Genomic DNA, 23,605 nt, shown 5'->3' with positions numbered 1-23,605 from the left:
GAGCAGTCGGCACCGCGGCACGTCGCCATTATCATGGACGGTAATGGCCGCTGGGCGACCGCGCGCCGACTGCCGCGGGCGGCAGGTCACAAGGCAGGTGCCGATGCGGTTCGGCGGGCGGTCGAGACCGCACCGCGGATCGGCATCGAAGTTCTGACGCTCTACGCTTTCTCCTCCGAAAACTGGAAGCGTCCGGAGGAAGAGGTCGGTTATCTGTTCGGCCTGCTAAAGCAATATTTGCGCAGCGAAATCGCCGAACTCGACCAGAACAATGTTCGGTTGCAGCTGATCGGCGACTGGCGCGCCTTGCCGGCCGACGCGGTGTCCCTCCTGGAAAGTGCGCTGGAGCGGCTTTCGGGCAATACCGGACTGACGCTGGTCATCGCGCTCAACTACGGCGCCCGCGACGAACTGGTTCGTGCGGCAAGACGCCTGGCCGAACGCAGCCGCGACGGCGAGCTCGACCCGGCGGACATCGACGAGGATGTCCTAGCCGCCGAACTGTTCACGGCGAGGCTTCCCGACCCCGATCTTGTCATCCGTACCTCCGGGGAGGAACGGCTGTCGAACTTCCTCCTTTGGCAGGCCGCCTATTCCGAACTCGTCTTCACACCGGTGCTTTGGCCCGACTTCGGCGCCGAGGACCTGAGACAGGCCTGCGCAGAGTTTACCGCGCGGGAGCGGCGTTATGGCGGCCTCTGAGAAACCCTCTCTTCGCGTTCGGTACAAGGATCTTCAGCCGCGCGTTATCGTAGGACTGGCGCTGATCGCGATCGCCCTGTTGGGCGGCTGGCAAGGCGGGCTGGTATTCAATTTCATGATCGGCCTCGCGGCGCTGCTGATGTTCCGCGAATGGACGCGAATGCATCTCCTCCGGCGCGCGCTGCGGCTGGGAGGGTTTGTCGGATTGGCGGGTGCGGTCGTGCTGGCGAACGAGGGCTTCTTCCTTTACGCCTTCGCGGCGGTCGGTGTGACCGCCCTTGGCTATTTCCGGCGGCCCGCGGCCGGCGTCGGCGCACTATACTGCGGTATTCCCGCCATCGCGCTGGTCTGGCTGCGCGCTCAGGACCAGGGCTACGAACTCCTCATCTGGACGCTTGCCATTGTCTGGGCGACCGACATCGGCGCTTATTTCGCCGGACGCACCATCGGCGGTCCAAAGCTTGCGCCCAAGATCAGCCCCTCGAAGACATGGGCGGGCCTGTTCGGCGGCATGGCGGCATCGGGTCTGACCGGAGCCTTGCTCGCCATCATCTTTCCGTTGCCATTCGCCGTCTCTCTGTCGGCGGCACTGGCAGCCGGCCTTGCCGTCGCCGCCCAGGTCGGCGACTTCTACGAAAGTCATGTGAAGCGGAAAGCCGGCGTGAAGGACTCCGGCAACCTGCTGCCAGGCCATGGCGGCATTCTCGACCGGCTCGACGGTCTGGTTCCGGTTTCGGTCCTGGTTGCTGGCGCAGTCTGGGCGGCGCAGCAGTGACGCGAAGCCTGTCGATCTTCGGTGCCACGGGGTCCGTTGGCACATCGGCGCTCGAACTGGTCGCGCATCAGCCTGAACTGTGGGCGGTCGAGGTCCTTACCGCGAACCGGAATGTGGACGCGCTGGCCAGTGCTGCGATCAGCGTTGGTGCCAGTCTCGCGGTCATTGCCGAAGAACATCGCTACGGCGAGCTGAAGGCGGCGCTTGCCGGTACCGGGATCGGCGTGGCCGCGGGCGCGGACGCACTGGTCGACGCGGCGGATCGCGAGGTGGATGTGACTCTGGCCGCCATCGTTGGCGCGGCGGGGCTGTTCCCGACGTTAAGGGCGGTCGAGCGCGGCGGGATCGTGGCCGTCGCCAACAAGGAAACGCTCGTGTGCGCCGGGCCTGTGATCCTGGCCGCTGCCAAGGCATCCGGCGCGACGCTGCTGCCCGTCGACAGCGAACACAATGCGATCTTCCAGGTTTTTGATTTCGAACAGGCGGATAGCGTCGAACGGATTATCCTTACGGCCAGCGGGGGGCCGTTCCGGCAGAAATCGCTGGAAGAAATGCGGACGATGACCGCTCGCGAAGCCGTGGCGCATCCGGTCTGGTCAATGGGCGCGAAAATCTCCGTCGACAGCGCCACCCTGATGAACAAGGGGCTGGAAATGATAGAGGCGGAGCGCCTGTTTCCGGTCGGGCCGGAGAAGATCGACGTAGTCGTGCATCCCCAGTCGATCGTGCACTCCTTCGTCGAATATCGTGACGGGTCGCTTCTGGCCCAGCTCGGGTCGCCCGACATGAAAACCCCGATTGCCTATGCCCTCGCCTATCCCGAACGGATCGAAACGCCCGCGCGCCGGCTCGACCTGGCCGAAGTCGCGCGGCTCGATTTCGAAGAAGCGGACCCGGTCCGCTTTCCCGCTCTCAGGCTGGCGAGGGAGGCCATGGAAGCAGGCGGTTCAGCTCCCATTATACTGAATGCCGCCAATGAGGAGGCCGTGGACTTCTTCCTGAACGACCGGATCGGATTTCTCGAGATTGCCGAGACCGCCGAGCGTGCTCTCGACGCCGAGCCGTGGTGCGCGGTCGATACGCTCGACGCAATTGTGGCCTGCGATGCGAGGGCGCGCCGTCGTAGCCGCAACCTGATGAGCGAGATGATCGACGCATGAGCGATACAGTGACCCAGCCCGGCTTCCTGTTCACGGTAGCCATGTTCTTCCTGATGATCGGCCCCCTCGTCACCATTCATGAGCTGGGCCATTATCTGGCGGGGCGGGCGTTCGGCACGCGCATCGACAGTTTTTCCATCGGGTTCGGGCGCCGCGTTGCCGGCTGGACCGACCGTCGCGGTACCACTTGGCAGCTCTCCTGGCTTCCACTCGGCGGCTATGTGAAGTTCGCCGGGGACGCCAATGAGGCCGGAGCCGGGAGCGAAGGACTCGACGAAATTCCCGAGGCCGAGCGTCGCCATTATTTCGCGTTCAAGCCGCTTTGGCAGAGGGCGTTGATCGTTGCTGCGGGGCCCGCCATCAACCTTGTTCTGGCGGTTTTCATCTTCGCCGGTCTCAATTTTGCCTATGGCCAGGTCGTGCGCCCGCCTGTCGTCGCAGCCGTAGGCGAGAGCACGGCGGCAGCCGAGGCAGGACTGCAGCCCGGCGACCGCTTCATTTCCGTCGACGGGAGTGACATCGAGGCCTGGGACGATCTGGTTTCCGAAGTGACGATGAATCCCGGCCTGCCGATGCGCGTCGAGATCGAACGCGGCGGTGAGGCGCGCACGCTTACGATTACGCCTGACGTGGTGGAAATCGAAGATCGCTTTGGCAATCGGGGCCGCATCGGCCGGCTCGGTGTCCAGTCCAGCCCCGAAGCCGAGGTTCGCGAAGCCGGTCCCCTTCGCGCGCTGGCGCTCGGCGTGAAGCAGACCGGCGATACCATAGAGTCCATGGTGAAGCTTATCGGGCACCTGATCGCGGGTTATCGGACGATCGACGAACTTGGCGGGCCGCTGAAGATCGGCAAAATTTCGGGCGAAGTCGCGACGTTGGGACCGCCGGCGTTCATCGGTCTGATGGCGCTCATTTCCATCAATCTCGGCTTCATCAACCTGCTGCCGATCCCTATGCTCGACGGCGGCCATCTTGCGCTCTATGCAGCCGAGGCTGTACGCGGGCGCCCGCTTCCCGAACAGGCGCAGCAATGGGCCTTCATGGCGGGGTTCGCACTCGTCGTCTCCTTCATGCTGGTTGTCACGATCAACGACCTGGCATCCTTTGGAGTGTTCGACCGTGCGGTGCAGATTTTCGGGTGATCGGCCTGCTGGCGGGCGTAGGGCAGTAAAAAGGGTTAAGGTCTCTTGAGTAACGGGTTTTCTGCAGCACGCCGCAGCGCGCGCACTTTCCTCCTTCTTGCCGGTTCGGTCAGCGGCTTGGCCGTGGCGGCCGGCGCGCAGGAGTTGCCCGAAGGTGCGCAGTCCGATCCGCTGTTCGGCGCCCAGTCCGAGGCGGAAGTGCCCGCCGCGGTCTCGCAGCCGGAGATTTCCGGCATCGTACGCTCGATCACGATCGAGGGGAACGAACGTCTCGAGCCGGAAACGATCGTGTCCTATCTCGGTCTGTCGGCCGGCCAGCAATATGACCGCTTGATCCTCGATCAGGCGCTGAAGTCGCTCTACGCCACATCGCTGTTCGCCGACGCGACGATCACCGATCGTGGGGACGGCGATCTTCTCGTGCGCGTGCAGGAAAACCCGGTGGTCAACCGGATCGTTCTGGAGGGCAACGAGCGGGTCAAGGACGACAAGATCGCTCCTGAAATCCGCTTGGCGCCCCGGCAGATCTTCACCCGCGCCAAGGCGCGCAGCGACGTCGAACGGATCGTCGAGCTTTATCGGCGTCAGGGACGCTTCGCCGCCTCGGTCGAGCCGTTGATCGTTCCGCTCGACCAGAACCGCGTCGATGTCGTGTTCGATATCGAGGAAGGGCCGAAGTCGAAGGTCCGGCGCATCAACATCGTCGGCAACGAGGAGTTTTCGGACGGCCAACTGCGCGGCGAAATCGCAACGCGTGAGGCCAAATGGTACCGTATTTTCACCTCGAACGACACCTACGACCCCGACCGCTCGGCTTACGACCAGCAGGTCCTGCGGCAGTTCTACCTGACTGAGGGCTTCGCCGATTTCCGCGTCGTGTCGTCCGTGGCGGAGCTTGCGCCGAACAAGGAAGACTTCCTGATCACCTACGTCATCGACGAGGGTGAGCGGTATAATTTCGGCGAAATCGAGCTTGAATCCGAGATTCGCGACATCAATGCCGATACCTTCCGCAGCCTGATCGGCATCAAGGAGGGCGATGTTTACAACGCCCGCCGCGTCGAGGACACGATCGAGCAGCTCCAGGAAACCGCCGGCTTGATCGGCTATGCCTTTGCCGACGTGCAGCCGCAGTTCACGCGCAACCGCGACGACCTGACGATGGACATCATCTTCGTCATCCGCGAGGCGCCGCGCGTCTATGTCGAACGGATCGACATCAACGGCAATGTGATTACGCGCGACAAGGTCGTGCGCCGCGAATTCCGCCTCGTCGAAGGCGATCCGTTCAACAGCTTCCTCGTCAGCCGGTCCGAGGCCCGTATCCGCTCGCTAGGCTTTTTCCAGGAAGACCTGTCGATCGAACAGCGGCCGGGTAGCGGGCCGGACAAGGTCGTTCTGGAGGTGAATGCGCAGGAGCAGGCAACGGGCGAGTTGCAGCTTTCGGCGGGCTTTTCCAGCTTCGAGCGCTTCCTGGTCTCCGGCTCCATCCGGCAGCGGAACTTCCGCGGGCTCGGGCAGGAACTGCGCGCCACGGTAAACTGGTCGAGCTATTCGCGCTCCGTCGATCTCGGCTTCACCGAGCCTTACCTGTTCAACCGTAACCTCGCGCTGGGCGCGGACATTTATCGCCGGGACATTAACAGCTTCTCGTTTACGTCCTCGGGCGATCGCCGCACGACCTACGAGCAGGTGTCGACCGGTGGGCAGATTCGCACCGGCTTCCCCATCACCGAATTCTGGTCCTCGTCGGTTCGTTATCTTCTCCAGTTCGACGAGATCTCGCTCGACCGGTCGACCTACTTCAGCGACACGAACGGAAATGGCGAATTCGACGACGACGAGTGTAATCCGCTCGCCGCCGGCCGCTTCCTTTGCGATGCAATCGGCGACCGCACCACGTCCGCCGTCGGCTTCAGCCTCGCCTACGACAATACCGATAACCGTATCCGCCCCAGCCGCGGTCACCGGTTCGTGCTGAGTCAGACGCTGGCGGGGCTCGGCGGCGTCAAATATATCCGCTCGCAGGTGGACGCCGATAAATATTGGCGGCTCTTCGGATCGAACTTCATCTTCAATGTCGGCGCCGAAGGCGGCTTCATCACCGGCTATGGCGGCGACGAGATCAGGATCAACGACCGTTTCTTCCTGGGCGAGCCGCGCATGCGCGGGTTCGACATTCGCGGTGTGGGACCGCGAGTGATCCGCCGCCGCTATGTGCGGGTCAGCGGAGACTATGAGGGCGAAGGCGAACTGATCCCGGTAACCGACCTGATTACGCAGAACTCGGATGGCTCGATCTCGCTCGAAGACGGCTTTGTTGTCGCCGACCTCGACGAGGATAACCGTCAGGACGACTCGCTCGGCGGCGAAGCCTATTATCTGGCGAAGGCCGAGTTGCAGCTACCGCTGAGCCAGGGCCTGTCGGAACTGGGTATCCGGCCCTCGATCTTCGTCGATGTTGGCGCGCTGTGGAATGTGGACTTCGACGAAGACAGCGATCTCATCGACTTGCCGACGATCGACAGCGCCGTCATCATCGACGGCGAAACGGTAACCGGCCAGGTCGCCGGCGTTCAGGAGCGTTTCCTCGGTGACACGCCGAAGCCGCGCGTTTCGATCGGTATCGGAACGAGCTGGAATTCGCCGTTCGGGCCGTTCCGGTTCGATCTGGCCAAGGCCATCGTCAGTCAGGATGGCGACGATGAGCAACTCTTTCAATTCAACGTAGGGACGAGCTTCTAACCATGTTCAAGACGATGACGACGGCAGCCGCGCTTGCGGCGCTGACCGCGGCAGCGGCGCCGGCATTTGCCCAGGCCAATACGGTGGGTGTTCTCGACGCGCAGGGCGCCATCCGCAGTAGCCAGGCCTATCAGGCGGCCGTGCAGCAGCTGCGGACGCAGTATGCGACGCAGATCCAGCAGCGCGAACAGCGTGCCCAGGCCCTGCAGACCGAGCTGCAGCAGCTTGCACAACAGCTGCAGACCGCCGCCCAGCAGCCCAACGCCGACCAGAACGCTCTGCGTCAGCAGCAGGCACAACTGCAGCAGCGCCAGCAGGCCGCACAGCAGGAACTGGCCCAGTACGACCAGCCGATCGCCCGCGCCGAGGCCTATATTGCGGAGCAGGTGCAGGTGCAGCTCGATGCGTCCGTTCGTGCAGCGATGCAGGCGACCGGCACCGAACTGGCCGTGCGTCCGGAAGCTGTGCTTCTTGCGCTTAACCCGGATGCGGCGAACATCACCGACGATACGGTTCTGCAGCTGAATCAGCGCATTCAGTCGGTACAGATCACGCCGCCGGAAGGCTGGCAGCCGGGCCAGACGCTGTCGGCGGCCCGGCAGGCGGCCCAGCCGCAGCAGCAGTAGCTCCGGGCATGGCTGACGATCAGCGGCAGGGCGCGGTTGCGCTCGACATAGCGGGCGTGCTCGCTGCCCTGCCGCACCGGTTCCCGATGCTGATGGTGGACCGGGTGGCAGAGCTCGCCCCCGGCGAGCAAATTCATGCCGTGAAAGCCGTCAGCATGAACGAGCCCTTCTTTCAGGGACACTTTCCCTCCCGGCCGATCATGCCGGGCGTCTTGCAGGTCGAGGCGCTGGCTCAGGCTGCGGGTATTCTGGCGATAAAGTCTCTGGGCGCGGAGGCCGAGGGGAAGCTCGTCTATTTCATGGCGATTGAGAATGCGAAGTTCCGCGCCCCTGTAGAGCCTGGCTGCCTTCTCGACCTGAACGTCGAATTCAAACAGCAGCGCGCCCGCGTCTCGAAGTTCAGCGGGCGCGCGTCTATCGATGGCAAGGTGACGGCAGAGGCGGACTTCACCGCCATGATCGCCGACAGCTAGGTGCTAGCGGAGCACCTGCGCTTAAACTGCTAGGCTACCTTGAAGCCCTCCCGGTTCATGCGGTTGGTCAGCTTCTGGTTCTGCTCGTCTGAGAGGCGGTCATGCAGGCGGGGGAGGATCTCTTCTTCCTCCTCACGCATGTGTGCCTCGATATGGCTGCGGAATTCGCGGACCTTGACGATCCATAACGGATCGGACTTGTCCATCTTCTCTAGGTCGTAGAGAAACTGCTTCACCACACCATGATCGTGCACCAGCTCGTCGGCATTCTCGTCGGCACCATGGTCGCGCACCGCGCAGTAGATCACATCCTCTTCCTCGACGGCGTGTTTGCCGAGCGCATGCTGCAACTGAAGCAGCAAAGCGGCACGCTTCTTAGGCTCGCTGGCGTCCGTTTCCTCAATGGCATCGAATAGTTCGAGCGCCATTTCATGCTCGCGTTTGATCCCGTCCAGCCAGTCGCCGGCGAAATATGTCGGGGCTTGAACGGCGGCGCGGCGGCCCGCCGCTGCCAGAATTCCGAGTCCGAAGCCGGCGGCGCCGGCAGCGATTACCGCGCCGCTCGTTCCGCTGAACAGGTCGCCGGCAGTCGAACGAATTTCACTGATATTATCGGTCATTAGGTTTAAGTCCTCCTTACCCCTATGAACGGGCGGGGAGGCTGACCGTTCCGACTAGGCGGTTTCGTCGAACAGTTCGCGGCCGATCAGGAAGCGCCGAATCTCGCTTGTGCCCGCTCCGATTTCGTAGAGCTTGGCGTCGCGCAGCAGGCGGCCGGTCGGATATTCGTTGATATAGCCATTGCCGCCCAGAGCCTGGATGGCCTCGAGCGCGCATTTCGTTGCCTGTTCGGCCGAATAGAGGATCGCGCCTGCCGCATCCTTGCGCGCGGTCTCTCCGCGGTCGCAGGCCGCCGCAACGGCGTAGACATAGGCGCGCGAGGTGTTGAGCGCGACGTACATGTCGGCGATTTTCGCCTGCATCAGCTGGAAGGTCCCGATCGGCTTCCCGAACTGTTCGCGCTCGTGAACATAGGGGAGCACCACATCGAGGCATGCCTGCATGATGCCCAGAGGACCGCCCGAAAGCACCACGCGTTCATAGTCGAGCCCGGACATCAGGACCTGTGCGCCGCGGCCTTCCTCGCCGAGGATGTTCTCATAGGGAACTTCGCAATCTTCGAACACGAGCTCACAGGTGTCGGATCCGCGCATACCGAGCTTGTCGAGCTTCTGTGCGGTCGAGAAGCCGCGCATCCCGCGTTCGATCAGGAAGGCGGTGATACCGCGCGGTCCGCCGTCGGGATCGGTTTTGGCATAAACGACCAGCGTATCGGCTTCGGGCCCGTTGGTAATCCACATCTTGTTACCGTTGAGAATGAAGCGGTCGTTGCGCTTTTCGGCGCGCAGTTTCATGCCGACGACATCGGAGCCCGCTCCCGGTTCCGACATGGCCAGAGAACCGACATGCTCACCCGACACGAGCTTCGGCAGATAGGTCTGCTTCTGTTCGTCGGTGCCCCAGCGATGGATCTGGTTCACGCACAGATTGGAATGCGCCCCGTAACTGAGGCCGACCGACGCGCTGGCGTGGCTGATCTCCTCCATGGCGACGGTGTGGGCCAGATAACCGAGTTCGGAGCCGCCATACTCTTCCGCCACGGTGATGCCGTGGAGGCCGAGCTCCCCCAGCTCGGTCCACAGCTCACGGGGGAAGCGGTTGCTCTCGTCGATGTCCGCAGCTCGCGGTGCCAGTCGGTCGGTCGCCCACGCACGCACGCTGTCGCGCAGCATGTCGATGGTTTCGCCGTGGGCGAACTGAAGCGTCTTCATTGCCTCGGTATCCTAGTCTTGCGGTTCGATAGTGAGGAGCACGGCGCCCTCGGCGACCTGGTCTCCCTCGGCAGCTGATAGGCCGGTGACCACCCCGCCGATCGCCGCGGTCAGCCGGTTTTCCATTTTCATCGCTTCCAGCACCAGAAGCGGCGCGCCGGCTTCGACAGACTGTCCGTCCTTGACGAGAAGAGAGAGAACGCGGCCGGGCATCGGCGCCACCACGGCGCCGTCGCTCGGTGACGCCGCCGCCGCCTCGGCCCGGCGCAGGAAGCGGTAGGCGGCACCGTGCAGGCGCACCTCAACGAGGTCGTCGGAGAGGATCGTGACTGCAGACAGGCGGCCCTCGGCGGTCACGATAGTCAGCTTACCGTCCTGCGACCATTGAACCGAGCGAAGGTCGGCCGAGGCTGCGCCCTCAAGCGTCCAGCCTTCGCCAGCGCGTGTCAGCGTAAACCGCAGGGCTTCGCCGTCTGCGCCGAACAGGTCTGCGAAGCGCGTCTCGGGAAGGTTCATGCGCCAACCCGAAAAACGCGCGAACATCGTTCCTCCGGCCTTCGTTTCGGGCGGGACGGCGCTCGCTACCGCCGCCAGAATGAGCGCGTTTGCGTCGGGCTGGGGCGTCTCGACCAGATTATCCAAGCGCGCCCCGATGAAGCCGGTCTCTACATCTCCTGCGCGGAAGGCAGGTTGGTCGATCAGGCGTGCGAGAAATTCGCGGTTCGTCTTCACACCGGTAACGACCGTCCGGTCGAGGGCGCCGATCAAGCGGTCGATTGCCGTTTCGCGGTCCGGACCGCAGGCGATCACCTTGGCGATCATGGGGTCGTAGTGAACGGTGACCTCACCGCCCTCCGCAACGCCGGAATCTATCCGGACGCCGCCCGTCTCGGCAGGAAAAGCGAGCGTCGTCAGCCTACCTGTGGATGGGAGGAAGCCGCTTTCCGGATCCTCGGCGTAAAGGCGGGCTTCGACGGCATGGCCCTGAACGGCCAACTCTGCCTGCGCCAGGGGCAGGGGTTCACCGCTCGCCACGCGAAACTGCCATTCGATCAAGTCCGTCCCGGTGACAAGTTCGGTGACCGGATGCTCGACCTGCAAACGGGTATTCATTTCCATGAAGTAGAAGGGCGGCTCGCCGTCCTTGTCCTTCGCTTCGGTATCGAGGATGAACTCGATGGTGCCGGCCCCGGTGTAGGAAATCGCCTGCGCGGCCCTGACCGCGGCGTCACCCAGTCGTTCCCGGGTGCGTTCGGACAGGTTCGGGGCGGGGGCCTCCTCGATCACCTTCTGGTGGCGGCGCTGCAGCGAGCAGTCACGTTCGAACAGATGCACGACATTTCCGTGCGTGTCGCCGAACACCTGCACCTCAACATGGCGAGGCCGGGTGATGAACTTCTCGATCAGAACCGAGCCATTGCCGAAGCTGTTCTCACCCTCGCGTTTCGCCGCGATCAGTTCGGCGGCGAAATCCTCAGGATCGTCGACCCGGCGCATGCCCTTGCCGCCGCCGCCCGCAACGGCCTTGATCAGGAGCGGGTAGCCGACCGCCTGCGCCGCCTTTTCGAGTCTCTGGAGCGACTGGTCGTCGCCCTGATAGCCGGGCGTTACAGGAACCCCGGCCTTCTTCATCAGCGCCTTCGCGGAGTCCTTCAGGCCCATTTTCTCGATCGAAGCCGCCGTCGGCCCGACGAAGACGATGCCTTCCTGCTCCAGGCGGCGCGCGAACGCGGCATTTTCCGACAGGAAACCATAGCCGGGATGAATTGCATCGGCGCCGGTGTCGCGTGCGGCCGCGACGATCCGGTCGATGTCGAGATAGGATTCGCGCGCAGCGGCAGCGCCGACGAACACGGCCTCGTCGGCAGCAGCGACATGCAGCGCGTCGCGGTCGGCTTCCGAATAGACGGCTACCGTTGCGATGCCCATGCGCCGCGCGGTGCGGATGACGCGGCAGGCGATCTCGCCGCGATTGGCGATGAGAAGCTTGTCCATCAGCGCTACATCCGGAACACGCCGAAGCGCGTTTCTTCAACGGGTGTCTGGAGGGCCGCTTCGAGGCCGAGGGCCACCACGGTCCTGGTTTCGGCGGGATCGATGATACCGTCGTCCCACAGGCGCGCGGACGAGTAATAGGGGTGGCCCTGCTCCTCATATTGCTCGCGGATGGGAGCCTTGAAGGCTTCACGGTCGGCGTCGGACTCGAACCCGCCGCGTTTCACCTCTGCAAGCACGCTCGCCGCCTGTTCGCCGCCCATGACGGAAATCCGGGCATTGGGCCACATCCAAAGGAAGCGCGGGTCATAGGCGCGGCCGCACATGCCGTAATTGCCTGCTCCGAAGCTTCCGCCGATGACGACGGTCAGCTTCGGCACGGCCGCGCAGGCGACCGCGGTCACCAGCTTTGCCCCGTGACGGGCGATGCCCTCATTCTCATAACGCTTACCGACCATGAAGCCGCTGATATTCTGCAGGAAAAGGAGCGGGATGCGGCGCTGGCAGCATAGCTCGATGAAGTGCGCGCCTTTCTGCGCGCTCTCGGAGAACAGAATGCCGTTATTGGCGATTATCCCCACGGGAAGGCCCTCGATATGGGCGAAGCCCGTCACCAGAGTTTCCCCGTAAAGCGGCTTGAATTCGTCGAAGGCGCTGTCATCGACGATGCGCGCGATGATTTCCCGCGCATCCATCTGTTTGCGCGAATCCTCGGGGATCAGGCCATAAATATCCTCGGTGGGAAAGCGCGGGGGCAGCGGCGTTCTGCGGTTTACCTCGGCAGGACTACGCGGCGGCAGGGTGGCGACGATGTCGCGCGCCAAACGCAGCGCATGCTCGTCGTCGGCGGCCAGATGATCCGCCACGCCGGAGAGGCGTGTATGGACGTCGCCGCCGCCAAGCTCTTCCGCCGTGACTTCCTCGCCGGTAGCGGCTTTCACCAGAGGCGGACCGCCCAGAAAGATCGTACCCTGTTCCTTTACGATGATCGTCTGGTCGGACATCGCGGGAACATAGGCGCCGCCTGCGGTGCAGGAGCCCATCACGACGGCAATCTGCGGAATTCCGTCCGCGCTCATCGTCGCTTGGTTGTAAAAGATACGACCGAAATGCTCGCGGTCGGGAAAGACCTCGTCCTGGTTGGGAAGGTTCGCGCCGCCGGAATCGACCAGGTAAATGCAGGGAAGGGCATTTTCGCGTGCGATCCGCTGTGCGCGCAGGTGCTTTTTCACGGTCAGAGGATAGTAGGTGCCGCCTTTCACCGTGGCGTCGTTGCAGACGATCACGCATAGCCGACCCTCGACCTGACCGAGGCCCGTGATGATGCCCGCTGCAGGTACGTCGTCGTCATACACATCGTGAGCGGCGAGAAGCGAAAGTTCGAGAAAGGCGGTGCCGGGGTCTAGCAGGCGTTCGACACGCCCGCGTGGCAGCAGCTTGCCGCGGCCCACATGCTTCTCCCTTGCGCGCTCAGAGCCGCCTGCCGCGATCTGCGCCGACAATTGCCGCAGGTTAGCCAGCTCAGCTTCGCGGGCGGCGATATTGGCTTTGACCTCGGGGTCCGATGCGGAAAGGGGTGTGCCGATATGGCGGGACATGGGCGCGCTATAGGGGAGGGGGGTCGCCCCCTCAAGCGGTTGCATTCGTTACGATCGCGCTTGGCGCGTCAGAAGGCTGGCTCATTGGCCCGGTGCGGCCTTGCGCCTATGACCGTTTTTCCCTATGTGCCCGGCACTTCGCGAACAGGCGATCCAATCCTCGCGCCGCCGGTCGGTAACCGGCGGAGCCCAAGAGGCAGTTTGAAAGACGATCCGATGAAGAACGAGATCCATCCCGACTACCACACCATCACCGTCGAGATGACCGATGGAACGACTTACCAGACGCGCTCCACCTGGGGCAGCGAAGGCGATACGCTGAAGCTGGAAATCGATTCCACGTCGCACCCGGCCTGGACGGGCGGCAACCAGAAGCTGATGGACGCCGGCGGACGCCTGGCGAAATTCAACAAGCGCTTCGGCAAGATTTCTCTCAAGAAATAGCCGGCTTGGGCAGGGTGCGGCTGACGTTGCGCCCGCGCCTACCTCAGCCTGCCTCCTCGAACAGTTCCTTGGCCGTCTTGTAGTCGGCCTTGCCATTCGGCGCGCGCGGCACACGCGGCACGATGACGATCCGTTTAGGTGCCTTGTAGGCGGCGAGGGTCGAGCGCACGTGCGCGGCGAGGTCGTCCTCGTCGACAGGAGCGTGCGCCTCTGCAATCGCCGAGACGGCGCTGCCCCATGTCTCGTCGGGAATTCCGAAGACCAGGGCATCGTCGATGGCTGCGTGCGTCTTCAGGGCCTCTTCAACCTCCTCGGGGAAAATCTTCTCGCCGCCCGAATTGATGCACTGATTCCCGCGGCCCATCAGCGTGAAGGTACCATCGGTTTCCATGCGCGCATGGTCGCCGGCCAGCGTATAGCGCTTGCCGTCAATTTCGAGGAAGGTCGCGGCGCTTTTCTCCGGATCCTTGTAATAGCCGATCGGTCCCAGACCGCCGCGTGCGATTCTGCCGGTCCGTTCGTCGCCGGGAGGGATCGGCTTCAGGTCTTCGTCGACGATGATCGTGTCCTCGTCATGCTCGAAACGGGTGGGAGCGCCGGCATTCTCCTTGGCCGTCACGGAAACCCCCATGCCGAGGCTTTCCGAGGACCCTAGCGAGTCCATCAGCATGAGTCCGTCGTTGTGGCGCAGCAGTCCGGCCTTCACTTCGGGCGACCACATGGTGCCGGATGAGATCATGATCTGCAGCGACGAGATATCGCCGCCCTTCGCGTCGAGCTGCTTGAGAAGAGGGCGGGCGAAGGCGTCGCCGACGATCACGGCCCAATTCGGGCGGTGCGTTTCGATCAGGCGCAGCGCTTCTTCGGGTTCGAAGCCGCCGCCTTCGCAAATCACCGTCGTGCCGCCGAGCGCGAGCGCGTAGATTCCCATGAGAAGGCCGGTGCCGTGCATGAGGGGCGGGAGGACGAGGACGCGGCGGACCGAGCCGTCCTCCTGCATCGAGCGCGCCTGCGCCGTCAGTGCGTCGTGGCTTTCAGCAGGCGCTGCGCCCACCATCGGCGCGCCGCCGCCCAGTAGCTGCCAAAGGTCGCCCTGACGCCAGATGACGCCCTTCGGATAGCCTGTCGTTCCGCCCGTATAGATGAACAGTTCGTCATCGGGCTGGTGATCGTCGGGAAGCTTGCCGGCCTCGCCCGACGCGGCCGTTTCGAAGTCCGCGGCGAAGTCTGGCGCCGAACCGCCCACCTGCAGGAACAGCTTCACCTTCGAAAGGCGCGGCCGGAGGCTGGCGATCGTCTCGGCAAAGGAGGCATCGTAGACGAGCGTGGTGGCATCCGAATTGTCCAGGATGTAGAGCAGCTCTTCGCCGGTATAGCGGTAGTTCACATTGACGTGGACCAGCCTCGCCTTGAACGCCGCCCAGCAGGTTTCGAGATATGCGGGCGAATTCCGCATCAGATGCGCGACTTTATCGCCCCGCTGGGCGCCGCCCGCGATCATCGCCGACGCCAGCGCATCGGTGCGGCGGTCGAAGTCGCGCCAAGTGGTGACCGCGTCACCGCAAATGATTGCGGGCGCGTCGCCATGGACGCCTTTCCCAAGGCGGGCGGCGACACTGCCGAAACTAAAGTCCATACCGGGCGGCCCCTTGATTGAAGGATGAGCCGCCATCCTGCCTGTTCTCGGCGCCGCCCGCGCCCGCTGCAAATAAGAGGGCGGCTAGTCTTCGCGCAATTTCGGAGCGATGAAGCCGATCGACTGCGCGGCCGCGGCGTCCTGCTTCAGACTGGACTGCATCTTTTCATATTCGCGCTCGGTCTCCGGGGTGATCGACGCGCGACTCTCGTCCAGCGCAATTTCGAAGTCTGCCATGGTGACGGAGGCATGGCCGGCGTCCCGGATCTCCCTGCGCAAGGCCTCAAGGCCCGCTCTGCGAACGAGATCGGAAAGGTCGGCGCCGGTATAGCGTTCCGTGCGTTTCGCAACCGATGCGAGGTCGACATCGTCGGCGAGCGGCATAGCCTTGGTCTGGATCCCGAGGATTTTCTCGCGGCCCTCCCGCTCGGGAACCGGGATATAGACGAGCTCGTCGAACCGGCCGGGACGAAGCAGCGCAGGGTCGAGTAGGGTGGGGCGGTTGGTGGCGCCGACGACGACCACCGACTGCAGCTCCTCCAGCCCGTCCATCTCGGCAAGGAGGGTATTCACGACCCGCTCGGTGACCTGCGGCTCACCCAGGCCGCCGCCGCGAGCAGGCGCGAGGCTGTCGATTTCGTCGATGAAAATGACAGCCGGGGCAACCTGGCGCGCGCGTGCGAACAGGCGGCTGACCTGCTGCTCGGATTCGCCGTACCATTTCGACAGGAGGTCCGAGGACTTGGTGGAAATGAAGTTCGCTTCCGATTCGCGGGCGACAGCCTTCGCGAGGAGCGTCTTACCGGTCCCGGGCGGCCCGTAGAACAGGAAGCCGGAGGCCGGACGAATACCGAGCCTGCGGAAGGCGGTGGGGTTTTTTAGCGGTAGCTCGATACCCTCGCTCAGCTGCTGGCGCACCTTGTCGAGACCGCCGATGTCGTCCCAGGAGACGTCGGGTGCCTGGATCATGATTTCACGCAAGGCGGACGGCTGGACGCGCTTCAGCGCGGACACGAAATCCTCCCGCCGCACATCCAGTTTCTCGAGCACTTCGGGTGCGATCTGATCGGCTTCCAGATCGATTTCGGGCAGCATCCGCCGCAGCGCCTCGATCGCGGCCTCACGAGCTAGCGCGGCCAGGTCGGCGCCAACGAAGCCATAGGCAGTGCGCGCCAGTTCCTCGAGATCGACATTCTCGGCCAGCGGCATGCCGCGTGTATGGATCTCCAGGATTTCCTGACGGCCGGCCTGGTCGGGGACGCCAATAATGATTTCGCGGTCGAACCGGCCAGGCCGACGGAGTGCTTCGTCGATTGCGTCGGGGCGGTTGGTGGCTGCGATCACCACGGTATTCTGGCGCGGTTTGATACCGTCCATCAGCGTCAGCAGCGTGGCGACCAGCCTGCGCTCCATCTCCCCGCGAACCTCGTCGCGTTTGGGCGCGATGGAATCGATCTCGTCGATGAAAATGATCGACGGTGCGTTCTGGTCCGCCTCCTCGAATATCTCACGAAGCTTCTTTTCGCTTTCGCCATATTGGCTTCCGATGATTTCCGGACCTGCGATCTGAAGGAAATGAGCGTCCGATTCGTTCGCGACAGCACGCGCCAAGCGTGTCTTCCCGGTGCCCGGCGGGCCGTAAAGCAGCACTCCCTTGGGCGGATCGACGCCCAGGCGCTGGAACAGCTCGGGATGGCGCAGCGGCAGCTCGACCATCTCGCGGACTTGGTCGATCGTCTGTCCAAGGCCACCGATATCGTCATAGGTAACGTCGATGCGCCGCCCTTCCTTGGGCGGTTCATACTCGCTGCGCAACTCGACTTCGGTATTCTCATCGATGGCAACGATGCCCTGAGGGGCGACGCTGACAACCGTCAGCCGGATTTCCTGAAGGCCATAGGCGCGGCGGGCGAGGTGCTGCTGCATCGCCGGCGGGATGCGCGGGTCGATGGGCGCCTGCTGTCGGCCTACGGTGGCGACGACATCGCCTGCGGTCAGCGGCCTGCCGGTGAAAAAGCGCTTCAAGCCGTCGGTCTGAGCCGAGAGGCGGACGTCCTGCTGTGCGGGCGCGAAGACGACCTTCGTCGCTGGCTTCACCTCGGCACGTGAGAGGGCGATATATTCGCCTGACGAAACGCCGGCGTTGGCGCGGAGCAGTCCGTCGAGGCGGATGACATCGAGCCCCTCGTCCTCGTCATAGGGGCCGACGGCGATGGCGGTCGTCAGGCGTTCGCCCTCGATGGCGACGGGCGCGCCTTCGCCGATGTTCAGTTCGGCGAGAAGCTGTCGCGGAATGCGAGCGATGCCGCGACCGGAATCCCCGCTTCTTGCATTGGCCACCTGCAGCTTGATCTTATTGTCTCCGCGTTCGGCCATGCCCGACATACTCCTTGAAACCTGTCTGCTGCGACAACGGGAAGGCGGCTGCAGCGTTCCGGCGTCAGTTGGGAAGGAGAGGTGCTCGTCACAAGGCGCGAAAGAACCGAAAATTCCGCGATTTCACCGCGGCGGCGAGCGGACATCCGCGGAATGTCGCGAACCGGGGATGGCGGGCAGGGTGGGATTCGAACCCACGAAGGGCATAAACCCTTGCCGGTTTTCAAGACCGGTGCTTTCAACCGCTCAGCCACCTGCCCAAACATCTGAAAAGCATAGCGTTTCTGGCCATTCACAACGAAACCGGACGCGGTGTGCCGGTTTGGTGACGGGCCCTTGCTTTGCTCTCGCTGACTGGTCCGGCGTTATAAACGCCAGATATTGCTCCATCTGCCTGATTGAGCCGTGCCCAGGCAAGCCTTGAAGGCGCAGGCTGTCGTTGTCTATCCAGATAGCGGATCGCATTCACGCGCCTGGCCCAAGCGTGTTCCGGGTGCCGCAGCCGCACGAAGGGTTTTGACCAGCGCTGTCCTCTTCGAGGATTCGGCACCACCAGCGGGTGTAGCTCAAGGGTAAAGCAACGGATTCCCAAAAGTCGGATCGGGATCGATTCCCTCAACGTTCCCGCGCTAGCTCTCCCACCCTCCGGAATTGGGTGTGCTGCTCCACCTAGGGGATGGAGCAGCGCAACAGAAGGCGTTCAAAGCGCGAGCAGCGTGCACGGTATCATGAAGGTTAAGATACCGAACATTTGTTGCCCAGCGGATCGTCGGGTGAGTCGTCGCCGCCCTCAGGTTTGGAACCCTTCATCCATTTGATCTTCTTGTGCCATTCGTTTTGCAGCGTTGTACCGTCGGTATATGCCTGTACCAGACATCCGGGCGTCAGAAAGACATCCCTGTCCTTCTTGGGCCCGCCGGAAATATTGATCTGCAACTTGTAGGCGCAGTCGGCCGGCAGAACGAAAGTATCATAGGTGTTAAGCTTGACGTCGGCCTTGAGCTTCCGGTTCACTGCCGCACATGCTGCATGCGTAGGAGGTGTGCTGAACGGCTGGCTCGATTTCGCCTTCACCGAAACACTGGTAACAGTATAGCCACCAGCGTTCGCATAGACGAGTACTCCGCATATTGGCTTCGCGCCCGCACATGCAGGATGGGTGTATCGCTTGACCTGTTTCGGCTTCGAAATCGCGTCGATGGCGAGATCGGTGAGGCCCACCGTAGGAATCACCCATTTGCCGATCTCATAAACGTCTTCTGCTGTGGAAGCGGACTGCGCGACGGCCGGTGAAGACAATGTCATCGATGCGGCCAGTGCAAGGCTGGCGGTTGCGAACAACGGCACATTACCCAGGGCGGTTTTGAGGTAGTTTCTCATCGTACAGAATCTCCTACTTGAGGGTTCGAGACCGGCTCACATGTTGAATTTCGGGGCAGACCGGTCGGAACCAGTTTAAGAAAAGCCGTCTGCCGAGAGAGGACGGGGGCTCCAACAAGCTGTGACCGCACCGGAGGACACGGCCGCTCCATCAAGGTCGACATCGAGATTGCTAAGCTTTCCGGTCGCCTAAGTTTCTTCATGGCAGCCTCTTCAGATCCGCTCAGTTCGGCACCAATTGGGTGTCGAGGGGAGCGGGGCAGGAGCCCTTGCCCTTATCGATCATATAGGTGAGCACCGCTGTGCCGTCGGGGTTCACGTAGAAGTCGCCGCTCTTGTCGGTCGCGTATTGCTCTATGACCTGATACTTCTTCCCGTCCTTCATAAAGCTCTTGGGTTTTAATCCGGCCTTCTGCGCCGCTTTCCTTACTTTGTTGCAGACCTCTCCATCCTTCCAGCCGTCCGCGATCTCAATCGCCGCTACGGCGCCGCCAGCCGCCACGGCGGCAACTGCTGTTGCGGCGGCGATCCCGGTCAGCGCCGTCACAGTCGATGCACCGACCACGGTGGTCGCGACTCCGGTCCCCGAAAGGGTGAAGACGGTTATCGTTTCAGCCGCCGCTGCCCCCGCAGTCACGGCCGCGCCACCGGAGACCCCGGCTGCAGCAACAGACCCGGCGCCAAGCGCAGCTTGCATTCCCGTTGACAGCGTCTTCGTCGTCTTCTTCTTGGAGACGCCAATGATGACCTTGCATTTGTTGAGCGAAGCGCAGCCGAATTCCTTCTTGTCTCCGGGCTGAATGCCCCGAGCCTTGTAGGGAATCTTCATCAAGCTGTCGGTCTTGTCGAAGCTGCACACGAACATCCGTTGCTGCGTGCAGTTCTTGACGTTGAAGTTGGTGATGTCGCCGCCGGCATTGGCCGGCGCGACCGGAAGGGCCATTGCGAGGGCTGCTCCCACGAATGAAACTGCGGTTCGCGTCAAACCGCTCTCTGCCGTGAAGAGGTTCATTTAAACATCCTTCCTGCCGTTGCCTCGATTTAGAAAAGCTGGGTCGGTAGGCTTTGCGGGCACGAGCGACCACTCTTCTCGACCGAGTAGGTGAGAACCGCCGAACCGTCGGGATTGATGAAGAAATTGCCGTTCTCGTCGAGTGCGTATTGCTCGATCGCCTGATAGGTCTTGCCGTTCTTCATGAACGATTTGGGCTTCAGCCCAGCCTTCTTCGCGGCTTTGCGCACCTGGTTGCAGACTTCGCCGTCCCCCCAGCCATCGGCTATCTCGAGCGCGGCAACGGTCCCGCCGGCCGCAACGGTGAGCACTGCTGCGCCCGCGCCGACGGCCGTCAGAGTCGCCAGTGTCGACGCCCCCGTCGCCATGGCAGAAGCCGAAGGCGCGATCGAGCCGGCGACCGCTGTCATGCCGGCGGAAGTTCCCACCGCGCCGACTGCGGAAAAACCCGCTACAGTGCCGGCAAGCACCGTGCCCGCCGACAGGCCCATCTCGACTCCCTCGGAAAGGGTTCTGTTCGGCTTCTTCTTCGAGACGCCGATAATCACCTTGCACTTCTTGAGCGAAGCGCAGCCGAATTCCCGCTTGTCGCCCGGCTGGATCCCCCGCGCCTTGTAAGGGATCTTCATCAGGCTGTCGGTCTTGTCGAAGCTGCATACGAACATCCGCTCCTGCGTGCAGTTCTTCACCTTGAAATTGGTGATGTCGCCGCCGGCGAGCGCGGGAGCGGCAGGCATTGCGAAGGCTAGCGACGCCGCGCTCAACAGCTTGGAAGCTCTGGTCATGCCAGCCTCCTCGAACCCGCTCAGTTCGGCACCAACTGCGTGTCGAGGGGAGCGGGGCAGGAGCCTTTCCCCCGATCGATCGAATAGGTGAGGATCGCTGTACCGTCGGGATTCACATAATAGTTGCCGTCGTCGTCGGTCGCATAATGCTCGATGACCTGATATTTTTTTCCGTCTTTCATGAAGACTTTCGGTTTCAATCCGGCCTTCTGCGCCGCTTTCCTCACACGATTGCAGACCTCGCCGTCCTTCCAGCCGTCCGCGATCTCGATCCCAGCCACGGCGCCCGCTGCGCCGAGAGCAAGAACCGCGCCGGCGCCCGCACCGCCAAGGCCCACCAATGCCACCGCAGTGCCCTCGGTCACCATGTCCGCGGTCAAAAGGAAGAGGCCCGTGGATCCGGCCGCGACTAGGCCGGAGCCGACACTGGCGGTAGACAGGCCTGCCTGCATGCCACTTGACAGTGTCGAACTCGATTTCTTCTTGGAGACGCCGATGATGACCTTGCATTTGTTCAGCGAGGCACAGCCGAATTCCTTCTTGTCACCCGGCTGCACGCCGCGTGCCTTGTAGGGAATCTTCATCAGACTGTCGGTCTTGTCGAAGCTGCACACGAACATCCGTTGCTGCGTGCAGTTCTTGACGTTGAAGTTGGTGATGTCCCCGCCCGCCTGCGCGGGAGTAGAGGTCAGGGCGAGGGCTATCGAGAGGGCGCCCAATAAGCCCGAAATGCGCTGCGCGGCCTGTTTTGTTGCGAAGTCGTTCATGGAGTCACTCCCTGATCCTGTTACCCAATAGCGTTCAGTCGGAGACCAGCTGTGTCTTCAAGGGCGTCGGACAGGCACCCTTTGCCTTGTCGATTTTGTAGGTGAGGATCGCATTGCCGCTGGCATCAACGTAGAAGTTGCCATCGCCATCGGTCGCGTACTGTTCGATTACCTGGTATTTCTTGCCGTCCTTCATGAAGCTCTTTGGCTTCAATCCAGCTTTTTGCGCTGCTTTCCTAACGCGATTGCAGACTTCGCCATCTTTCCAGCCGTCCGCGATCTCGATCCCCGCCACGGCGCCACCGACCGCGACAGCCATAATCGCCATTCCTGCGGCCGCACCGCCCACACCAGTCAGGATAGCCGCATCCGCGGCTGCGCCTGCAACGGTCAGGCCGGTCCCGGCAGCGAGTTCCCCAGCAACCGCCGCACTACCAAGGACATAGCCCAGCCCGGCCGCACCGGCGCCCGCCGCCGCGGACGCTGAGCCGGCGCTCAGCGCGGCTTGCATGCCGCTCGAAAGAGTATTCGTCGATTTCTTCTTGGAGACGCCGATGATCACCTTGCATTTGTTCAGCGAGGCACAGCCGAATTCCTTTTTGTCGCCCGGCTGAACTCCCCGTGCCTTGTAGGGGATTTTCATGAGGCTATCGGTCTTGTCGAAGCTACACACGAACATCCGTTGCTGCGTGCAGTTCTTGACGTTGAAGTTGGTGATATCGCCGCCGGCGTAAGCCGGAACAGTCGGAAGGACGAGCGCCGCCGCAGCAACGCCTGCCCAAATTGTCGGATGCCGCATGTGAACTTCTCCTGCCTTGTTCAATCGGATACGAGTTGATGGTCCAGAGACCTCGGACACGAGCCCTTTGCCTTTTGCGCGGCATAGGCGATGACCGCTGAGCCATCGGCGTAGACCAGAACGTTGCCCCGATCGTCGGTCGCATAGCGCTCAACCACCTGATAATTCTTGTTATTCTTTAGAAAGAATTTCGGCTTCAGGCCGGCTTTGCGCGCCGCTCTTCTGACCTGATTGCAGACCTCGCCGTCGCTCCAGCCATCAGAAATCTCGATTCCGGCCACTGCACCGCCGACGCCCACGGCGAACAATGCCCCCACCGTGCTTCCGGCGCCGAGCGCAACAAGCGTCCCAAATCCGTACGAAGACGAAGGGGCGACGGCGTATGCGACGGCAAGCCCGGTTCCGGTGGCCGAGGCTGCCGCGCCGCTGCTCAGAGCAGTTTGCATGCCACTTGACAGTGTCGAACTCGATTTCTTCTTGGAGACGCCGATGATGACCTTGCATTTGTTCAGCGAGGCACAGCCGAATTCCTTCTTGTCACCCGGCTGCACGCCGCGTGCCTTGTAGGGAATCTTCATCAGACTGTCGGTCTTGTCGAAGCTGCACACGAACATCCGTTGCTGCGTGCAGTTCTTGACGTTGAAGTTGGTGATGTCCCCGCCCGCCTGCGCGGCGGCAACGGGCGAGGTCGTCGCCAGCGTCGTCAAGACCAGCAGGCCCAAAGCCCGAGCCCCCAATTCGGGAAATCTGACGCCCTTCATCTGCCGATCTCCCCGCTCCACGCGGACGGAGAGTTGATCGTGACCAGAGAGCTGGGTCGCGGTCTGGGCCGCAACCCTAGTTCGGCCCGACGAAAGCATCGTACGCGTCAATATACAGTTCCAAATTTTTCAATAGATCGTAATAATTCTGCTGGTAACGATGTTATCCAACCGCGCACCGCCGTTCCATTCCCTCCCCGGTAATAAATCTCAGAGCCAAGAGGCATCCTTGAACTTTGCATCGATAAATTTGCCGAAATTCGGGAGTGCCGTCAGAGACTGGCGGCGGCTTCGGAGAATCTCGCAGGAAGGGCTGGGCGAACTCATCGGCCAGTCTCAACGCCATATCAGCTTTATAGAAAATGCCCGCACACGGCCGAGCAGCATGACAATCAAGCGGATTGTCCAGGCCTTGGGCATGTCGGCTCGGGACGGGAACCGCTTGCTCAATCTTGCGGGATATGCCGACGAGCTGGAAGAAATCGAGAGCGTCTCGACAAAGATGCCGTCCGAGTTGCTCGACTTCTCAAGCCTTCTGATCAGGGGGGGCGGCCGTATCCCGCGACAATTTCCGACGTGTATCGCCGAGCGGTGAGG

21 protein-coding genes and 1 tRNA gene are annotated in these 23,605 nt (G+C 62.6%); 9 read left to right on the top strand and 13 right to left on the bottom strand.

The window, feature by feature from the left end; translation table 11 throughout:
* Window positions 1–33: 33 nt before the first annotated feature.
* Genes KCN53_RS08135 through fabZ form a run of 7 tightly spaced genes read left to right on the top strand, consistent with a single transcriptional unit; the run spans window position 34 to window position 7,623 of the window.
* The gene (locus KCN53_RS08135) at window positions 34–702 is read left to right on the top strand and encodes an isoprenyl transferase (RefSeq protein WP_088712822.1); all 669 of its coding nucleotides are present in this window, start codon (window positions 34–36) and stop codon (window positions 700–702) included.
* Window positions 689–1,477: a phosphatidate cytidylyltransferase gene (locus tag KCN53_RS08130; protein ID WP_207790610.1), complete on the top strand. Its 789-nt coding sequence runs from the start codon at window positions 689–691 to the stop codon at window positions 1,475–1,477. Before KCN53_RS08135 ends, KCN53_RS08130 begins: the two co-directional genes overlap by 14 nt.
* Window positions 1,474–2,637, top strand: coding sequence for a 1-deoxy-D-xylulose-5-phosphate reductoisomerase (locus tag KCN53_RS08125; protein WP_207790611.1), 1,164 nt, complete (start codon window positions 1,474–1,476; stop codon window positions 2,635–2,637). The genes KCN53_RS08130 and KCN53_RS08125 overlap by 4 nt, the downstream gene beginning before the upstream one ends.
* A complete protein-coding gene (rseP, locus tag KCN53_RS08120) occupies window positions 2,634–3,779 on the top strand; it encodes an RIP metalloprotease RseP (protein ID WP_088712824.1) in 1,146 nt (381 codons plus the stop codon). The genes KCN53_RS08125 and rseP overlap by 4 nt, the downstream gene beginning before the upstream one ends.
* Window positions 3,780–3,824: 45 nt before the next feature.
* Window positions 3,825–6,524 carry an outer membrane protein assembly factor BamA gene (gene bamA / locus KCN53_RS08115; protein WP_088712825.1) on the top strand — a complete coding sequence of 900 codons (2,700 nt, stop codon included), beginning with the start codon at window positions 3,825–3,827 and terminating at the stop codon, window positions 6,522–6,524.
* Window positions 6,525–6,526: 2 nt separating this feature from the next.
* Window positions 6,527–7,150: an OmpH family outer membrane protein gene (locus KCN53_RS08110; protein WP_088712826.1), complete on the top strand. Its 624-nt coding sequence runs from the start codon at window positions 6,527–6,529 to the stop codon at window positions 7,148–7,150.
* 8 nt (window positions 7,151–7,158) lie between these two features.
* Window positions 7,159–7,623 (top strand): 3-hydroxyacyl-ACP dehydratase FabZ, encoded by a 465-nt coding sequence (fabZ, locus tag KCN53_RS08105; RefSeq protein ID WP_088712827.1) that lies wholly within the window; start codon window positions 7,159–7,161, stop codon window positions 7,621–7,623.
* A 29-nt stretch (window positions 7,624–7,652) separates the two neighbouring features.
* Here the strand turns inward: fabZ and KCN53_RS08100 are convergent, their stop codons facing one another.
* From KCN53_RS08100 to KCN53_RS08085, 4 genes are read right to left on the bottom strand one after another with little or no spacing between them, the layout of a single operon-like run.
* Window positions 7,653–8,243 (bottom strand): hemerythrin domain-containing protein, encoded by a 591-nt coding sequence (locus KCN53_RS08100; RefSeq protein ID WP_088712828.1) that lies wholly within the window; start codon window positions 8,241–8,243, stop codon window positions 7,653–7,655.
* A gap of 54 nt (window positions 8,244–8,297) precedes the next feature.
* Entirely contained in the window at window positions 8,298–9,455 is a 1,158-nt protein-coding gene (locus KCN53_RS08095; RefSeq protein ID WP_088712829.1) for an isovaleryl-CoA dehydrogenase, read from the bottom strand.
* A 12-nt stretch (window positions 9,456–9,467) separates the two neighbouring features.
* Window positions 9,468–11,450, bottom strand: coding sequence for an acetyl/propionyl/methylcrotonyl-CoA carboxylase subunit alpha (locus tag KCN53_RS08090; protein WP_172406247.1), 1,983 nt, complete (start codon window positions 11,448–11,450; stop codon window positions 9,468–9,470).
* A gap of 5 nt (window positions 11,451–11,455) precedes the next feature.
* The gene (locus KCN53_RS08085) at window positions 11,456–13,048 is read right to left on the bottom strand and encodes a carboxyl transferase domain-containing protein (protein WP_088712831.1); all 1,593 of its coding nucleotides are present in this window, start codon (window positions 13,046–13,048) and stop codon (window positions 11,456–11,458) included.
* A gap of 216 nt (window positions 13,049–13,264) precedes the next feature.
* On the opposite strand from KCN53_RS08085, the gene rpmE reads away from it, so the two are divergent.
* Window positions 13,265–13,492, top strand: a complete 228-nt coding sequence (gene rpmE / locus KCN53_RS08080; RefSeq protein ID WP_088712832.1) for a 50S ribosomal protein L31 — start codon at window positions 13,265–13,267, stop codon at window positions 13,490–13,492.
* Window positions 13,493–13,535: 43 nt separating this feature from the next.
* On the opposite strand, the gene KCN53_RS08075 is transcribed toward rpmE, so the two are convergent.
* The 9 genes from KCN53_RS08075 to KCN53_RS08035 form a co-directional block, all read right to left on the bottom strand.
* The gene (locus KCN53_RS08075; protein ID WP_088713468.1) at window positions 13,536–15,128 is read right to left on the bottom strand and encodes an AMP-binding protein; all 1,593 of its coding nucleotides are present in this window, start codon (window positions 15,126–15,128) and stop codon (window positions 13,536–13,538) included.
* A gap of 84 nt (window positions 15,129–15,212) precedes the next feature.
* The gene (locus KCN53_RS08070; protein ID WP_397333625.1) at window positions 15,213–17,504 is read right to left on the bottom strand and encodes a CDC48 family AAA ATPase; all 2,292 of its coding nucleotides are present in this window, start codon (window positions 17,502–17,504) and stop codon (window positions 15,213–15,215) included.
* A 170-nt stretch (window positions 17,505–17,674) separates the two neighbouring features.
* Window positions 17,675–17,764, bottom strand: a tRNA-Ser gene (locus KCN53_RS08065).
* Between the two features lie 475 nt (window positions 17,765–18,239).
* Window positions 18,240–18,884: a hypothetical protein gene (locus tag KCN53_RS08060; RefSeq protein WP_088712834.1), complete on the bottom strand. Its 645-nt coding sequence runs from the start codon at window positions 18,882–18,884 to the stop codon at window positions 18,240–18,242.
* 223 nt (window positions 18,885–19,107) lie between these two features.
* Entirely contained in the window at window positions 19,108–19,896 is a 789-nt protein-coding gene (locus KCN53_RS08055) for a hypothetical protein (protein ID WP_088712835.1), read from the bottom strand.
* 29 nt (window positions 19,897–19,925) lie between these two features.
* Window positions 19,926–20,681, bottom strand: a complete 756-nt coding sequence (locus KCN53_RS08050; protein WP_088712836.1) for a hypothetical protein — start codon at window positions 20,679–20,681, stop codon at window positions 19,926–19,928.
* Between the two features lie 20 nt (window positions 20,682–20,701).
* Complete coding sequence (locus KCN53_RS08045; RefSeq protein ID WP_088712837.1) at window positions 20,702–21,448, bottom strand: hypothetical protein; 747 nt, start codon at window positions 21,446–21,448, stop codon at window positions 20,702–20,704.
* Between the two features lie 34 nt (window positions 21,449–21,482).
* Window positions 21,483–22,247, bottom strand: coding sequence for a hypothetical protein (locus KCN53_RS08040; protein ID WP_088712838.1), 765 nt, complete (start codon window positions 22,245–22,247; stop codon window positions 21,483–21,485).
* Window positions 22,248–22,267: 20 nt separating this feature from the next.
* Complete coding sequence (locus tag KCN53_RS08035; RefSeq protein ID WP_088712839.1) at window positions 22,268–22,969, bottom strand: hypothetical protein; 702 nt, start codon at window positions 22,967–22,969, stop codon at window positions 22,268–22,270.
* 268 nt (window positions 22,970–23,237) lie between these two features.
* Between KCN53_RS08035 and KCN53_RS08030 the strand changes: the two genes are divergently transcribed.
* Window positions 23,238–23,603, top strand: a complete 366-nt coding sequence (locus KCN53_RS08030) for a helix-turn-helix domain-containing protein (RefSeq protein WP_172406248.1) — start codon at window positions 23,238–23,240, stop codon at window positions 23,601–23,603.
* The last annotated feature ends 2 nt before the right edge of the window (window positions 23,604–23,605 follow it).

The sequence above is a fragment of the Pacificimonas aurantium genome (assembly GCF_020092905.1).
Classification (GTDB): domain Bacteria; phylum Pseudomonadota; class Alphaproteobacteria; order Sphingomonadales; family Sphingomonadaceae; genus Pacificimonas; species Pacificimonas aurantium.
Note: the sequence above shows the minus strand (reverse complement) of the source record. Positions and strands in the feature narration are given on the sequence as shown.